This window comes from Streptomyces sp. WG5 (assembly GCF_049974565.1).
GTDB lineage: Bacteria > Actinomycetota > Actinomycetes > Streptomycetales > Streptomycetaceae > Streptomyces.
On record NZ_JBNGGC010000063.1, the window covers coordinates 1 to 16,106 of the forward strand.

The window sequence follows — 16,106 nt, forward strand, 5'->3', positions numbered from 1 at the left end:
GGCCACCGGATGACCAAAGGGGCCGCCCGGCCTCCGGCCGGACAGCCCCTCAGCAAGATCTTCATCAGTCTTCTAGGCGGAGGCCGGTGTCTGGCCCGCGCCAGCCGGGTCGGCGGGCGGTAGGGCTCCTGGTGGTGGGTCGGGTGGTGGCTGTGGAGTGGCGGCGAGGGCTGTTGCTTGCCGGTAGCTGATGATGGCTTGGATTCTTTTTTCAGGGTCTGTTATCTGGTCGAGTGTGGCTGCGAATTTCTCATCGACCAGTGTTCCTTTTCGTTGTCGTGAGTGTTCGAGGATCAGGCTGGTGAGGGGGACGGCGAGGTATGCCGCGATGACGATCGCTCCTACGGCCCACCAGGGTGCGCCGCCCAGGGCGCCGGCGAGGACGGCGGGGAGTCCGGCCAGAAGGCCGGCGATGGGGGCGAGGGAGGACGAGTTCATCGCGTGGATGCCCTTCCAGCACGTGACGGCTGGGCCGCCTCATGCCTGAACGAGCCGTGCGGGCACGGCTGGGACGGAGAGAGGCGGCACAGGTGTGCCGTGGTGTGAGGGCATGCCGAGGGCCGGCGTCGCCGTAGGGCGGGCCGGTGGTGTTTTACGGCAGGCCTGTCAGCCCCTTGGGGGACCGGTTCGCTGGTCCCGCGGGGTGTTTTGGAGGATTGGTTCGGCGGTTTTAGCGGATGTTTTCTTCGGCTTTTTGGGCAGGGTGGGCTATATAGCGTTCGTAACAAAAAGAATGCTGATAAAGCCCTTAAGCCGGTTCATTAACCTTTTCCGCGCCGCCTTTCTCTTACTCGTTGGTCTCGTGCATCCTCTTGCGGGCACGCCAGACCTGCTCACCAGTATCGGTCATCGCGGCACCGTCTGGGGCCTGTTCAAGCAGATCAGTGCCAGAAGTTCTACCCGATCGCGGCTGGCTGAAGGAGTCGGCCGACCAGGTCGGTGGCGCTAGCCAGAGGGTTCAGGCGGTGATCAGGCCGGCTGTGGTGAGGAGGTGTTGTTGGTGGGGGTGGAGGAGCAGCCAGGAACGCCGCTGTTTCTGCGTCCAGCGGCGGGCTGCTGGGTGGCGGGGGTGGGTGCGGGCGTGGTGGTAGGCGCGTTGCCAGACCATGCCCCAGGGCGGGTTCCACCAGGGGTCGATGGCGGTCAGGGCGCGGGCTGCGGGGAAGGAGGGGCTGGACTTGTTGGCGCGGTAGCGCTGTTTGATCAGCCATCGGCCCAGGGAGAAGCCCTCGTGGAGGGTGTCGTGGGGCATGGCCAGATGGCCGTGGGTCTCGGCGAAGGCCTTGGCGTGTTCGACAGCGGTGCGCCAGGGGTATGCACGGCGGGTGCGCGCGTGGGCGACCTCGGGCGTGACGCCGATCAGTGCTAGAAGCTGCTGCTGGTCTGGATGGAGCTGGTCGTACTTCAGGCAGGCCCGGCTGATCCAGCTCCCCAGGACGGTGCCGGGGGAGGGGACCAGCCCGGCGGGGTCGAACGGGCGGCCCGCTTTTATGTGGTCGCGGGCTCGGTAGTAGTTGCGCTGCCAGTACAGGTCCCAGGGCGGGTTCCACCAGGGGTCGATGGCGGCGAGTTCGGCCAGGTGGGGTGAGGGCGGCATACCGGCTCGGGCGCGTTGTTTGGCTCGGTTGCGTTGGCTGAACAGCCACGTGCCCAGGGGGTAGCCGTCGTGCCGGGTGTCGCGGGGGACGGCGAGGTGGCCGTGCTCAGCGTGCCAGGCACGGGCGTGTGCCATGGCTGTCTCGAAGCCCGACCTCAGATCGGGGCGATGTCCGAGGCGGCTGCGGGGCTCGCGGGGACACTTCGGCTCGATGACACGCCGCGTGCGGCGTGGACCGGTGGGAGTCGCAGGATCTGCAGCCTTTCTGGCTTGGCTGGTCTTGTCTTCCACATCCGCGGCTGAGGGCGCAGCCGGTCTCTTCGGCGCTGTACGTGCATGTTCCAGGGCCGTGCGGGCCACATGGGACGTGATGCCGATGCCGGCGAGGAGTTGCCGCTGCTCCCCGCTGAGCTCGTCGTACTTGGAGCACTGGCGCCACAACCAGTCGGCCGCACCGGAGTCGTCGAGGTCATTGAAGCCGTTCTCGGCCTGGAGGCGGCGGCCGGCTGCGGCGTCGCGGGCGCGGTAGTAGTGACGCTGCCACGTCAGGTGCCAAGGCGGGTTCCACCAGGGATCGATGTCCTTAAGGGCATCAGCCCGGTCGGCGGGCATGGTCCGGCGGTTGGAGCGCTGGTGGTTGCGCTGGTTGGCCAGCCACTGACCCAGTGGGTAGCCGTCGTGCACGGCCGTATGGGCGACGACAGCGAGGTTGCCGTGGACGTCTGCGAACGCGCGGGCATGCGCCAGCCCTACCTGGAAGCGTTCTGCATAACTGCGTCGTCTGGGGCGGGCGGCGGCCGCAGCTGCGGCGTCGATGCCGATCTGGGTGAGGGGGTGCTGCTGTTCCGGATGGAGGGCGGGGTAGCGGGTGCACTGCAGGTACAGCCATTCGCCCAGACTGTAGCTGGTGGTGGGAAAGCCGCTGGCGGGCTCGAGCGGGCCGTGGTTTTCGGCGTGATCGCGGGCATGGTGCCAGGTGCGCTGCCACAGCGTGCTCCAGGGAGCGTGCCACCACGGGTACAGCGCCGTGAGGGCGGTGGCTTGACGGGCGGGCATGCGGGTGTGCCGAGCGCGGGTGTTAGCCAGCCACTGGCCCAGCGGATAGCCGGCAGGAGTGTCTTCCTTGGGTACGGCGAGGTGCCCGTGTTCCTTGTAGTAGGCGCGGGCATGGGCGAGTCCTTGGGAGAAGGCGCGCTCGGCCTGGAGGCTGTGGCCGCGCAGCCGCATGACGGGCCTTGGGACAGTCGGGGTGCCGTCGGCGGCCGGAACATGAGGCAGGAGGTCGCTGAGAGGGCGAGGCCGGTGTGCCGAGTGCACCCTCCACAGCGCCTTGTGCGCGGCGGCCTCACCAGAGGCGCGGGTCCTCACGCAGGAGTGGGCCCAGGTGAACAGCGGTCCGTGGGTGATGGCGGCGAGGTGGTGGACGAGCCACGGCCGCTGCAGCTCATGGGCGACCTCAGTCACAAGGGCGGGTAGCTCACCGAGACGGTAGGGGAGATGGCCGCCCGATTCGGCGACAGTGCGTTGCTGCAGAGGGCGGCTGGCCAGCAGACGGGCGAGGGCGACGGTCTCGGGATAGGTGATCAGGTCGCGGGCGGCCACTGTCCACCAGCTCGCATCGACGTCGTCCGGTCGCGTGGCCTCGAGGCGTGCTGGCCACGCCCGTTCCTCGACGGACCGGGGCTGGTCCCACCAGGAGCCCGTGATGGCGCGAGCAACCTCGAAAGCCTGCACCCCGGCGGGGGAGCGGCGCAGCAGCCGGACATGCCGCCGCTGGGCCTCGACCACCTCCGGGCACCGGCCGAGGGGCACGGGCAGGCCCCTGGCGTGGGGCAGGTACAGCAGCCAGTACTGGTGGCGTGCGCAGACCCGCTCCTCGGGCCCCAGGTACCGGCGGGCGGGTACGTGGCGGCCGGTACGGGCGGCGGTGCAGGCGGGGCAGGTGGGCCCCCAGGGGGCGACAGCTTCCTCACCACGTGTCAGCCGACCGGCCGGGCCGCCGCGGTAGTGCGCGTGCGGTTCTGCCCGCGTCCACGCCGGTAGAGCGCTCTGCAGCGTTGCCGCTCCCACGCGGCTGAGGACACCCACGCGCTCGCGTGCCTGGGCGTTGAGGTGGATCTCGCTGTCCGGGTGGAGCATCCCGGCGACGTTTTGTCGGCCATCGGTCTCGGTGATAGCGGCGAGCAGGTCGCGCAGGCCGAGGTGGTAGCGGGCGGCGAGCCGGTTCAGGAACGACAGCGTCAGCTCCCCGCGCAGCGGTGCCACGCGTCCGGCCGCCCCGCTGGCCAGGGCCATGACGAGGACGCCGGACCCTGCCGTGCGTTCCCCGCCGCCAGCCGTGCTGCGGGCTCTCGCACGGGGTGGATGCTGGTGTGCCATCTCAGCGCGCTTCAGGACCGCCGAGGGCGGGCCGGCCGGGCCTGGGTTTCGGCGGCTGCGTCGAGCTCGACCTCGCTCAGGAGTTGCTTGGTGATGCGTTCGGTGCCTTCGGTGAGGGCGATGAGGGCCGCTTCGCGGATGAGGTGGGAGAGGCTGCCGATCCGTCCTGCGGTGCGGGCGTGGAGGTAGGCGGCGTGCTTGAGGAGGGTTCCGGGGCGGTGTGCGCGCAGCCGCAGTAGGTCTTCCATGGCCCGCACGAGGTCGTCCCAGACCGCCCGGTCCTGCTCGGTGGCATACGCCAGCGGGCGGTGGCGGAAGATCTTGAAGCGGCCGGCGATCTGCGCCCCGCGTACTCCGCTGAGCAGTGAGGAGGTCTCGATGTCGATCGCGGAGTACACGAAGGTGGCGGGGATGCGTTCGCCGAGGTACTTGAGCTGGTCGGAGGTTTCCGCGCCGGCGCGCCGCTGGGTGTCCAGGAGGTGGACGTCGTCGATGAGGACCAGTTGGGTGCCCAGTTCGCATAAAAGGTCGCATACGGCGCTGGTGATCTGGGTCTGGTTGAGGCGGTCGGTGATGGGCATGCCGAGGAACCGGGCGAACTCGCTGACGAGCATTTTCGGGGTGGCGGCCGGCGGCACGCTGATGAACAGCACGGGCCTGCGCTCTGCCTGTCCTGGGTGCTGGCGGGCGTCGGCCAGCTGGAAGGAACGCCCGAGCGCCATCATCGTGGTGGTTTTACCCGTCGTGGCCGGGCCGGAGATGATCAGACCGCGGCGGGCGCCGACCTGCTGGCGGCGATTGACCAGCAGCAGCCGGCGTACGGCGGTGAAAACGCTGTCCATCGCCGGGGTGCGCATGACGGCGAGTTCGGAGTGGTAGTCCTCGCGCTCCGCCTGGGACCAGGCGGGATCGGCGGCGTCGCGTGCGGGCGCCGGGGGACGGTGGACGAAGGCGTCCCATCCCTGCCATACGGTCGGAGGGGCCAGCGGGGCGAACCCGACGGCATCGTTGGAGATCGGGCTCACCATCGCAGGGATTCCTCGAAGGGGTCGTAGACCGTGACCTGGGCGCGGCGCGGGACAGGTACGCCGGCTTCCTGCACTGGAGCGGTTGAGGAGTCGCTCGGCTGTGCGCCTTCAGCCGGCCAGGCGCCCACGGCGTCGTCGTCGGTCAGGGGCTCCTCGTCGTCCTCGCTGGCGTCGAAGACGTCCTCGTCAGCAGGCTCGAGCGCCCTGGCCTCGTGCTGCTGGCCGTACAGGATCCCCCACACCGCGCCGCCATTGTTCGCGGCGCCGGCGCGGGCCCGGGCGGTGACGACCTTTTCCCGGTGGCTGCCCTGCCCCGCGGCGGCGCGCTCGAGCAACTCGCGCAAGGCGAGGGCCAGGTCGTGTTCGTGTTGGACGCGGCTGCCGCGCCGGGCGACGGTGCGCCGGATGTGCTGCCAGGTGAAGTCGGTGAACGGGGCGGTGACCAGGGTGTGGTGGATCCATGGCACCGTCTCCCAGCTCCACCCATGCTGGGCCTGGCCGGGGTTGGGCAGGCGTACCCAGATCTGGCCGGGTGCGTGCGGGTCGTAGTGGATCTCCCACAGTCCATCCCCTGCCAGCGAGCGTTCGCCGCGGTGGGGGTTGAGGGCCTTGTGGTCGTAGGTGCGATAGTCGATGCGGATCCCGTAGTCGTTGATCTTCTGCCGCTTGACGGGCATCAGCTCGATGTAGTCCTCGCGGCCCAGCGGCACCGGAACGTACCCGCACACGGCCACTAGAGCAGCCCACATCTCGTTCGGCGACAGAGCTTGGTGCGGCATCATCGGGTGCCGCAGCCCGTCGTGAGACCGCTCCTGCCACCCGCAGATGATCCACTCATCGAACATCTCGGCCAGCTGGGCAAGCGTCCATACCGCCTCGCCTTCCGCCCCCTGCCCGCGCTCACCGGTGTGCGCGCCCGTGTAGCCGGCGACGTGCTGCACGAACAGCGTCTTGATCGAGGAGAAGGTGCGCTCCACGTGCCCCTTCGCCGGCCCGTTGCCCGGCGGCGCGGGCTGTACGGAAATGCCCAGGGACTCGCACGCGGCGATGAACGAGGACGAGATGAACACGTTCCCCTGGTCGACCACGATGGTCTGCGGGGTAATCACCGGCCGTGCCGAGGCACCTTCCAGCCGGGCGTCCATGCTCAGCAGCCGCTCGTAGGGGACCACCGACGCTTCCATCGCCAGCGCCTTGGGCCAGGTGGGCCGCATCGGCGCCGGGACCATCATCTGCGCCAGCAACTGCGCGGCATCCACACTGCGCGTCCCCTTCGGGCGCAGCACGGCCGCGCAGATACTGCGGGTCGCCACGTCCAGTGCGATGGTCAGCTCGGGGCGTTCCACCACTCCGTCGTCCAGCACCACGAAGGCATCCAGCAGGGTGCTGTCCATCATCACCAGCTCGCCCGGCGCCATTACTGTCGTCGGCACGAACGGCGGAGCCGGGCGTGCCGAACGCCAGCGGCGCCGCCGCGCAGTGCCCAGCAGCCCGCGCCCGTCGGCGAGAGCGTGTACCAGCCGATTGAATGTCGCACTCGAGGGCAGCGGTACGACCCCGTCCCCGTGCCGCTCGGCCAGCAGCCGCTCGGTGTACACCCGAAGGCGCTCCAGCGTCCCGCTGGAGCGTTCCCGACCGGCCTCCAGCACCTCCTGCAGGGCCTCCACCACCCGCTCGTCCGCACGCCCCAGCGTGGTCCGCGGCCGTGTGGCCCGGTGGTCCACCAGCCCCCACAGCCCATCCTGGCGGTACCGGGCCCGCATCCGCCGCACCGTGACCGCGCTGGTGGGCATCCCCGCCGCCGACAGCTCGGCCGCCTTCGCCTCCTCCCGCTGCGCCAACGTCCGCATGTCCGGGTCGTACTCCGCCCGCGGACGCCCCACGCAGTCGCCTCCATCCGGCCGCCCGGTCTCCACCTCCCGCACATGCCGCTCCCAGGCCAGCGCCCGCTCCCGCACCGCCTCGGGCAGCGACTCCAGCAAGCCCAGCGGCGGCACCCTGGACCGTCTTGACGCATCCAGGACCTCGAAGCCCGCATCGGCGACGAGCAGCGACAGCAGCAGCGCCACTACCTCGCCGTTCTCGGCGACCAGCCGCACTTGACCGCCTAGGAGGGCGGCCACCGTCCAGGTCCGCCCCTCGAACCGCACCCGGCATCCCAGCTCCACCACCGGCCCACCCGGCACCCCGCCGCGCGTCCTCACCCTGCCGCCTGCGCCCACACCGGCATCCGCTCATGCATCGGCATGCCCAGGTCCGCCGCGAGCCGTCCCGCCCACAAGGCATGGAACAGCGCGGGAAGCACCAGCATCGGATCCCCGATCCCGCGTACGCCCTCCCACAGCGGCGCTGGCTCGGCGAACGCCTCCTGCAACTCGGCGGCCAGCTGCCGTCCCCCGAGATGCCGCGGGTGCCGGTACCCGGCCAGCCAAGTCACGTTGCGCCGGTAGATCGGGTCGACAGGCCCGAGCACCCAGTACCGCCAGCCCACCGCCGTACAGATCTCTCCGACCACCGCAGCAACAAACCGCTGACGCCGAGACAGCTCTCCTCTCCCTGTGCAGTCGGCGAGCACCCCCCGGCCATCGGCCAGCCGGAGCATCAGCTGAGGAGCATGCGACCGCACCCCGCTCGGCCCATGCCACCGCAGTTCAAGCGGCCGGGCGGCCAGGCCGCTGACGCGCGGGTCGCGGTCGAGGAGCATCACGTGCAGCCGCATCGCCGCGGACCCGTAGTGCACCAGCCGTCCGGTGGTGGCCGACCACCACCAGCCCGGTGCCAGCCGCTTGCCTTTGCGGACTGGGAATGGCTTCAGCGGCGGACAGTTCTCGAAGACCACCTCGCCAGCGGCCGACAACCACCTCGAACACTCCGTCGCCCCGCCCGCAACCCGGAACAGTACATCCACCGACTCGACTCCAGGCCGCCGTACCCTCGCTCCATCCCGCCCAGCATCCTGCATACAGAACTAAACGGCTTATCGGCCCATCCGGTAATGGGTGCGCGCGGCCCATCGGCGAACGTCAGCTGCACCCGGACTGTTCTGCAGCCCAGGTATAGCCCAGCTCAGCCAGGGCGGCCCGCTGTGTCGCATTCAGCCGGTCACGCCTGGCTTTCTGGTTACTCAGAAACACACCCAGCTTGATCGCCGAACCGTCCGGCAGCTCCTCAACGTGCGCTCGCCCAACGACGGTTCTGCCTTCCCGCTGGATGTACTGGGTGAGGGCGGCCAGACCGCGCTGGAAGGCTGACGTCTTCCCGCCGTTCTTGGCCGCCGGAGCTGGGGCGGGCTGCTCGGCGGGCGTTACCCCCAGCCGCGCGAGCCGCTGCTGCTGCTCTTCGGAGAGTTCCGCCCAGCTGCGGCGTTGTCGCTGGAGCCACTTCCCGAGGTCGTCGCCTTCGAATTGCACGCCGGGCTGGATGTCGGGCAGGCTGCCGTCGGCTTCGACTAGGTCGGCGAGGATGCGGTAGTGGCGTTGCCAGTCCAGTGGCCAGGGGCAGTTCCAGTCCGGGTCGATCGCGGCCAGCTGTTTCGCGCGCTCCGCCGCTCGTTCCGGGTTTTTCCCGAGGCCGCCTTTCCGGCGCAGGTTGGCCATGTGCTGCCCGATGGGCACCATCGCTTCGCCCTCGCCCCAGACTGCGTCCTGCCGGGGGGCGAGGTGCCCGGTGGCCCGCTGGTAGGACCGCAGTGCTGCGAGCTTGTTCTCCCAGGCTTCTTCGCCGGGTTCCCAGACCATCCCGGCTTCTGGTGCGTCCAGCAGTTCCTTGCGGTGGGGATCGAGCTCTCCGGCCCGGAGTGCCTTCCGCTGCTGGTGCACCCAGCGCCCCAGCGGAAAGTTCTTGGTCACGCCCACTTCGACCTCGACGTCGTAGGGCACGGCGTACAGGCCGGTGATCTCGTTCTCTGCTCGCCAGCGGAGCAGCGCCTGGTAACCCTCCAACCAGACGAGGCTTTCGGGCCGGTAGACCCGGGTGCGGAGGAAGGCTGCGATGGTGGCGGCGTCGCGCGGGCTGGAGAAGTGGAGCAGCGCGGACTCGGCAGCGGCCTGGGTGTCGTCGTGCTCCTGGTCCTCGCCGTCGGCCCCGATGATCCGCCCGTCTTCGTCGCGCCGGAGGTGGACCTTGCGCTTGCCGCTGGTGAGGGCACGGGAGGCGAGCTGCTCGACCAGGCGCTCATCGTGCGAGCGCAGGCCCTGGAGTACGGCTACGAGAGGGCGGAAGGAGGCGGAGGCGATCATGTCGGTCGGGTCCTCGTCGGGCTCCAGGAACACGGGCACGATGATCCGCGCGACCTTCGTGGTGCCGTCCCGGTTGAGCCGGAGCGCCCGGCCGATGTTCTGCACGATCTCCACCTGGGAGCCGCGGGTGTCGACGAAGCACACGGCCTCGACTCCCCGCTCCCCGGTGATGTCCACGCCTTCCCCAAGGACGCGGCAGCTGGCGAGGAACGCGCGGTGGACCCGGTGCCCGGCCGCGTCGATGCCGTTCGCGAACTGGCGCAGCACCTCGCGCCGCTCGGTGACGAGGTGGTCGCCGCACAGCCACGCCGACCACACCCGGTCCGGCGGGACGTGGCGGCCGGCCTCCAGCTCGTAGAACTCCGCGCCGATCGACGACTTCGACAGCTCCTCCGCGGCCGCCAGGTCATTGTCCGAGGCGTCGTTGGCGTACAGCTGCGCGGCCGTCTCCGGCATCTTCTCCGCGAAAGCGGCGGCCTCCTCCACTTTCTGGTGGAACGTCATGACCGTACGCAAGTTGCACGCCGCGGCGTGCTCCAACAACGCGGCCTGCAGGAGCGCCAGGCGCCGGCCCCGCTGCGCCTCCTCGGACTCCCCGAGGACAGGGGAGGGGTCGTGGATCTCCAGGACGTCGATCTCGAACCCGGCGAGGATGCCCCGCTCGATCGCCTCCGAGAGCCCGAGCTCGGCCAGCCACGGCCCGTAGGTCTGCGAGTCCTGGCACATCGACGCGAGCTCCAGCTCCTGGCCCTCCGCGCCCTTCTGTGGCCGGGGTGAGGCGAGGATGCGCGGGGTGGCGGTGAGGTAGAGCCGGAAGTCGGCGGGGATGCGGGTATTGTCGTGGATCGCCGCCCACGGCCGACCAAGATCACCTGCGGTTGAGTGGGCTTCGTCCACGACGGCGAGGTCGAACGGGGCCATATGCTGGCCGTACAGCCGTTCCCCGCCCGCCAGGGCGGCTTCCAGCGGCCCGCGGACCGTCCGCTGGCCCAGCGGCGCATCGGTGTCCTCGCGGTCCACGAGGGAGGCGTACGTGGCGAACACGACCGCCGGCCCGGACCCGGCCCACAGCGCCAACTGGATTGCGTTCGTGGTGGTGCGCACCCCCAGCGAGGTGAGCACCGGGTCGTTCTCCAGCGAGCACACCGCGACCATCGGCACCCGGTGGCCCACCGCACGCCACGCCTGGGCGGTCTGCGCGAGCAGGTCCAGGGTCGGAACGGTCACCAGGATCCGCCCCTTTGGGAAGCACTCCAGCGCGGCCCATGCGGCCGTGATCGTCTTTCCGGAACCGGTGGCGGAGACAACCGTTCCACGCAGCCCTTGGGGCGGCGCAGGTGTTCGTACGGGGAATCCGGCCCACTTCCGGATTCGCGAGACTGCTTCGGCCTGGTGTTCTCGCAGACTAATCATCGTGAGTCTCCCGCCGGCCTGACGGGCTCTGGGCGTCTTGTGGCACCGGGCTCTCGGCTGGCGTCTGACAGGGCGACGGCAGCTGCTGTTTGCGACGCCGGCGGAGCTCACGCTGTGCCTGGGCGCGGGCGCATTCGCGGGTGCAGTACTTGATGCCACTGGTGCGGTTCTGCCCGTACTCGGCACGGCCGCGTTGGCGAACGAAGCTCCGGCGGCAGGTCTCGTTGGCGCATTCGCGGATCGTGGCGTCTTCGGCAAGGTGGTTGTAGAGCTGCAGGAACGCCACGGAGAGGATGGTGGGGTAGCGGTCGTTCAGGCTGCCGATGCCGATACTGAACGGCTTCAGTGCGGCGTTCAGCTCACTCTCCAAGTGCATGACCCTGAATTCCAGGGCGAGCTCGCGCAGGTGGTCCAGGTCGCGCGGCCATACCTCCTCCCGGTGACTGTTGTCGGCACGCCACTGGGCCAGTTGTTCCTCGCAGACCTCGGGCTCGACGAGCGCGTCGAGCCCGCCCTTGCGTCGCAGGGCCAGCCAGGTGGTGATTGCCGCCTGCGCCTCCGTGACGTAGAGGGAGGCCAGTTCACCGTGCATGGAGAAGGGCCCGCTGCGCGGGTGCTCGCGCTCGGAGAGCTCCTTGAGGCGCTCGTAGACGTCTTCGTCCCAGCTCCCGGTGTTGATACTGCCGCCGATATGCCCGTAGCTGCCCATCAGAGCGGCTATCGCTTCCAGGTCGGTAGCGTCGAGCTCCATGAACTCGCGCAGGTAGAAGTCCTCCGGCACAGGGACCGTGCTGGCGGCGGACCGAAGCTGCGGGGTCCAGACGATCCACTCACCGTCAGCCCTCGCCCCCTGAAGGGGCGTCAACTCTGGTGTGGGCACGGGCGTTCCGGGCCAAAGAGTGGGACGAAAGCGTGGGTCAACGTATGCCGCCATGAGGGGCATCATAGCTAGCAGATGGGTAGTACGAACAGTGATTGCTTCGTACTACGGAGACACTTTCGGGGCCTACGCGAGAGGAACCACGGTGAGCCAGTGGCAGGACCGCAAGGCGATAGGCGATGCGCACGAACAGCGAGTGGCAGCTGCACTACGAGCACGCGGCTGGACCGTCCACCCCTGCGGACAAGGCACCTACCCGCCCGCCGTACGCGACGCCCTGCGCCGAACCCGATCCGCCCTACGGCAGTTCCCTGACCTGATAGCCGCCCGCGGCGCCGATCTGATCACCATCGACGCCAAAGACCGCATGCCCAGCACCGACACCGACCGCTACGCCGTCAGCACCGACACCGTTAACGCTGGTCTCCTCTTCACTGCGGCCCACGCCCCCACCCCCCTGTACTACGTTTTCGGCGACCTCAAAGTCCTCACTCCGGCAGAAGTCGTCCACTACACAGTCCACGCGCTGCGCCACCGCAGCGGCGTGTACCACCTCGTCGGCACAGCGCGCGCGCACCGTTTCGACGAGGTCTTCGGATCGACTGGCACAGCAGCCGCAGCGTGACCCGCCACGTGGGACGCGGGCACCGGCGGACAGCAGCTTCGGGCCCTGGCGGCCGAAGCGCTCGGCGAGGTCTGCTTCTGCGACGGCGGCCACCGTGCCGCAGGCTTGGAGGTCGAGTTCACGGATGTCGAGCACGTGGAGTTCGACCTGTAGAGGCAGATCATCACTGTCCGGGGTCCGCGCAGTCGTACTAGCCTGACGTGGTGGTTTTGGTGTTCTGCTCCCGGCGCCGGCGGAGCCCTTTCTCTCGCAGGAGAGATTCCTTGAGGCACTTCTCCAAGGCGTTCTGTGTGAGGCCCTCGTCGGTCACCTGGTAGCGGTCGGGCTCGTAGCGGTCACCACGGGTCCGTGTGTTGAGGAACACGGTGGTCAGCGCGGCGCTCAGGCTTGATGCGGACTGAGGCTCGGCGCCGTCTACCGTGCCCGGCCTCGCGTACCGGACGAGCCCGAATTCAAGCAACCGATTGCAGGCGTCCTCGTACGAGTCCCGGCGAAGCCGGAGATAGTCGTTGCGTGCGTTCGCGTACAGGTACACGCCGGATTCGATGTGCTTTTTCGGCATCGTCTGTGCCAACCACCTCAGGACCAACCAAGTGGCCACCTCCGACGGCTGCAGGAGCTGGATCCACCCGCGGAGAAAGAAGTCGACGGGCACGGCAAAGGTCGTGTTCCAGCGCGCTTGTGGAACGGTGTAGAGCCTGGGCGTCTGCGTGTCGCCGCGGCCGCTTTCCTGCATGAGCGAGAACTCCGCATACTTCCTGCTGCCGCTCTTTGTCCTGGGCACCTCGACGAGGGCTCGCTGATCATTCGCGCCGAGGCTCTCCAGGGTCCGTAGAGCTCCGTGGATCTGTTGAAGGCGCAGGGTCTGGATGTCCCGGTCGATGCGCGTGTCAGGCATGTAACCGTTGCCGGGCTGATCGAAGGCGCCGTCGATGGCGATGAAGTCCGCCCATGAACCGGGCCCCTTGAGCGGCAGGCCGCCGTTGCCCGTCCACTCCTCGCCGACCATGAGCCGGCACTGCGCCTCGAACACGGCGAGCAGGTAGAACCGCAGGGCCACGCCTCGGGGGCGAAGGAGCTGGGTGAGCGCGGGGGCCGGCTCCTTGGGATCGGACATCAGCAATTCCTTGCGCAACTCGATCGTGGCTGGTCGATTCCCTGTCTCCCACACTCGCCGCAGGGCCCGGTTCGCCCGCTCGACGTACCGGCCTTTCCTCAGCTCCTCCAGGCGGCGCACCCGGCGCGCCACGACTTCAAGTTCTCCTGGCACAGCTCCCCCGACCAACGTTCTGATCCCAGCGTTTTGACCCGCACATAAGACTACTAGTTACTAGTCATCTAAGTGCGGGTCAAAGCCTTGATCATTTTCGGGTCGGGTGCCTCCCTGCGGCCTCAAACTTAGAAGTAGGCCCTCAAGACGAGGGGCCGGCGGCATCGCCGTTCGCCGGATACGCGAACGGCCCCGGCTGCATCCGGGGCCGCTCTACAGGAACTCTTCGATTGGAAGTCCTCATTGACCAACATACGACGACGCACGACTTCTGAAAACTCCGCCCCGGCTCCGCAGCGGCTTCCGCAGAGGTGGGCGGTCATCCTGATCGCCGCTGCGGGGATGGGCGTGATGGCCTTCATGGCTGGTGGCCCGCTGGCGGCCCTCGGTGCGGTGGGTACCACCGTGACCATCTTGCACACCGTCATGGAGTGACCTGACGGGGCTGCTGTCCCTCTACAGAGGGACAGCAGCCCCGCTGAACCGGATCATCCACAGGCGCTTGCCCGGACCGCTGACGAAGGGTTGGAGCCGGGCTCCTTGCTGAGCCCGAGCGAGGCCGGAGGGGTGGCCATCTCCGAGGCACCCCGCCGACGTGTGACCCCAAGGGCCACGGCCGGGCACACAATGGGCAGCAAGAGCGCTACTTGGCGCTCTCGGCGACTTTCATCCCGCTGACGTCTCATTGCTGGGAGGCGGACCTATTCGGCCGTCAGATCGCCGTACAGGACCTCCACAGTTTTGGCCCGAGACATCGAATGCCAGGCATCTACCCGATAAGTCCGGTTTTTTCTTCCAGGAGGATGACCAGGCCGGTGGTCGCGATGAAGGTGGTGGCTCCCCAGACAATCGGCTGGGCAGCTCCCTCGACCAAGTGGGTGCCGGCGATAAAGGCCACCAGGGCCGCAGCGATGCCGGTCATCACCGCGAGCAGCACCGCCAGGACCCTGACCGTAGTGGACCGAGTCTGCTGCGTGGGGCTTGAGGCGCCCGCGGTGTGCGCCAACGCACTGTCGGCGGCAGGCGCGGGCTGTCCTTCGCTGTGTACCGTCATGGACATGGGCCCTTTCAGGGTCTGGGGGCCTGCTCGCCACGATCCGCCAAGATTCCGACGGGCAGGCCCCGACTCATTCCTCAACCGGTTGGGCCGAGGGTGTACCGCTGTGACTCCGCCTACCGAGGGGCATGGAAGGCCACGCCCCAGACGGGCCCCCTGGCGCCTGCTCAGCCATCCGGACATCCAGTCGCTGGGAGTGCATCGACAGTAGTCCCGAACGCTTCGTCAGCCGGGTTTGAAAGACAGCCCCCTTACCAGTGAGTAGCAAATACTCTGTCCGCTACGCGTGCGCGCGTCCACGCGCGCGAGTGTGCGCGTGTGGCGGGGATCACTTCTGGCGCCGCTTCCGGTGCCTCTTAGCTCCACCGATCGAAGGCTTCCTCAGCTGGCGAGCAGGCGCTCCCGTCCGCAGCCCATGCCTCTGCAGAACCCACTTACGCCTCCTCTCTGCCTCAGCAAGCCACCGGTCACGCTCAGCGGGCGACAGATGTTGAGGTGGCCGGCGCCTCTTACCTCGGCGGGCAGATGCGATCTCCCGTTGCCGTTGCGCCCGTTCCAAAGAACGACGAACTCCGTCGAACCACCTGTTCACGGTCTTAAGGGAGTAACCGGTCACCTCGGCGAACTCTTCCACCTCTATGCCCACCTCCATCGCTCTCCGCACAAGCGCCCGAGCCCTCGCTGAGATCTTCAGCTCCTCCTGAGCAGTACGACGGCGCCGCTCCCGTATGCGATCAAGATGCTCGCGAGCCCTTTCGACCGGAACCGCCCGCACCGCACTTCTCCGCTTGACCAGCCACCGCGCAACTGTCTGGAACTTGTAACCGGTTACAGCTGCGGCTTCCTCGGCACTGATTCCTGCCGCGACGGCCTCAGCGATCCTTCTCCGCACATCGTGCAGAGCATGCTGATCAGCAGTTTGAAAGCGCTGGCGGCGCCGGCAGATCCGAGTCATGTGGACTCTCACCTCACGGGCAACTTCTTCCGGCGTCTTTCCATGGCTGTATGGCCCTTTGACCATGAGTCCCCCCCTCGGCGGCATCCTGCCAAATGCAGCCGCCTAGAGGTGACTTGCCTGTTGGAGCGTCAGCCCGAGCCGGTCAGGTTAGACCTCAGAACAAGACGGCAAGGAAAGAGGCATGCGCGAATCCCTTCAGCCGAGGGTGGACCTCAGCGCGAGGAGCACCCCCGCTCCACGCGGATCGGGGGTGCCGGCTGGCCCCAGACACGATCCGGCCCGCGGTCTGAAACAGGGGGTTGGCTGGTTCTGCCAAAGCTACATCGTGCATCACCTGATTCCGAGTCACCGGCCCCCGCCAGCCCCTCCCCTTCTCGCTGCCCGGGCCGAAGGCCCGTTGGCCGACCCGCGCAGCGGGGTCGGCCTTTGGGGGTGCGCAGCACCCCCGGGTGGCTGGAGCGCAGCGGAGGCCACCTCGGGGCCGCAGACCCCGCAGCTCCGGGAGCGCAGCGGACGGAGCATCACCCGCCTTGCACAGCAAGGCGGGTGCGCTGCCCGCGCAGCGGGCAGCAGCGCTCCCGCGGAGCGGGAGCGCAACCCCCGCGCGCAGCGCGGGGGTTCGCTTGCCCATCGCGCAGTGATGGGGTACCCGCTCCGCGGG

At 68.6% G+C, this 16,106-nt stretch carries 10 protein-coding genes; 1 reads left to right on the top strand and 9 read right to left on the bottom strand.

All coding sequences use genetic code 11. The annotated features are described in order from the left end of the window. Window positions 1–958: 958 nt before the first annotated feature. The 6 genes from ACP4IX_RS35320 to ACP4IX_RS35345 form a co-directional block, all read right to left on the bottom strand. The gene (locus ACP4IX_RS35320; RefSeq protein ID WP_426558646.1) at window positions 959–3,892 is read right to left on the bottom strand and encodes a Helicase associated domain protein; all 2,934 of its coding nucleotides are present in this window, start codon (window positions 3,890–3,892) and stop codon (window positions 959–961) included. A 95-nt stretch (window positions 3,893–3,987) separates the two neighbouring features. Next, window positions 3,988–5,004: a TniB family NTP-binding protein gene (locus tag ACP4IX_RS35325; protein WP_426558648.1), complete on the bottom strand. Its 1,017-nt coding sequence runs from the start codon at window positions 5,002–5,004 to the stop codon at window positions 3,988–3,990. After that, window positions 4,998–7,175, bottom strand: coding sequence for a Mu transposase C-terminal domain-containing protein (locus ACP4IX_RS35330; protein ID WP_426558650.1), 2,178 nt, complete (start codon window positions 7,173–7,175; stop codon window positions 4,998–5,000). The genes ACP4IX_RS35325 and ACP4IX_RS35330 overlap by 7 nt, the downstream gene beginning before the upstream one ends. Window positions 7,176–7,204: 29 nt before the next feature. Next, the gene (locus ACP4IX_RS35335; RefSeq protein WP_426558652.1) at window positions 7,205–7,843 is read right to left on the bottom strand and encodes a TnsA-like heteromeric transposase endonuclease subunit; all 639 of its coding nucleotides are present in this window, start codon (window positions 7,841–7,843) and stop codon (window positions 7,205–7,207) included. A 184-nt stretch (window positions 7,844–8,027) separates the two neighbouring features. Further along, window positions 8,028–10,655 carry a Helicase associated domain protein gene (locus ACP4IX_RS35340; RefSeq protein WP_426558654.1) on the bottom strand — a complete coding sequence of 876 codons (2,628 nt, stop codon included), beginning with the start codon at window positions 10,653–10,655 and terminating at the stop codon, window positions 8,028–8,030. Next, window positions 10,648–11,436 carry a hypothetical protein gene (locus ACP4IX_RS35345; protein WP_246551173.1) on the bottom strand — a complete coding sequence of 263 codons (789 nt, stop codon included), beginning with the start codon at window positions 11,434–11,436 and terminating at the stop codon, window positions 10,648–10,650. The genes ACP4IX_RS35340 and ACP4IX_RS35345 overlap by 8 nt, the downstream gene beginning before the upstream one ends. 278 nt (window positions 11,437–11,714) lie before the next feature. Here ACP4IX_RS35345 and ACP4IX_RS35350 point away from each other — a divergent pair, with 278 nt between their 5' ends. Beyond that, window positions 11,715–11,855 carry a hypothetical protein gene (locus tag ACP4IX_RS35350; protein ID WP_426558656.1) on the top strand — a complete coding sequence of 47 codons (141 nt, stop codon included), beginning with the start codon at window positions 11,715–11,717 and terminating at the stop codon, window positions 11,853–11,855. Here ACP4IX_RS35350 and ACP4IX_RS35355 read toward each other — a convergent pair. The 3 genes from ACP4IX_RS35355 to ACP4IX_RS35365 form a co-directional block, all read right to left on the bottom strand. After that, complete coding sequence (locus tag ACP4IX_RS35355; RefSeq protein WP_426558658.1) at window positions 11,834–12,295, bottom strand: hypothetical protein; 462 nt, start codon at window positions 12,293–12,295, stop codon at window positions 11,834–11,836. The two genes, ACP4IX_RS35350 and ACP4IX_RS35355, sit on opposite strands and share 22 nt — an antisense overlap. A 55-nt stretch (window positions 12,296–12,350) precedes the next feature. Beyond that, entirely contained in the window at window positions 12,351–13,409 is a 1,059-nt protein-coding gene (locus ACP4IX_RS35360) for a hypothetical protein (protein ID WP_426558660.1), read from the bottom strand. Window positions 13,410–14,199: 790 nt separating this feature from the next. Next, the gene (locus ACP4IX_RS35365) at window positions 14,200–14,367 is read right to left on the bottom strand and encodes a hypothetical protein (RefSeq protein WP_426558662.1); all 168 of its coding nucleotides are present in this window, start codon (window positions 14,365–14,367) and stop codon (window positions 14,200–14,202) included. Window positions 14,368–16,106 lie beyond the last annotated feature (1,739 nt).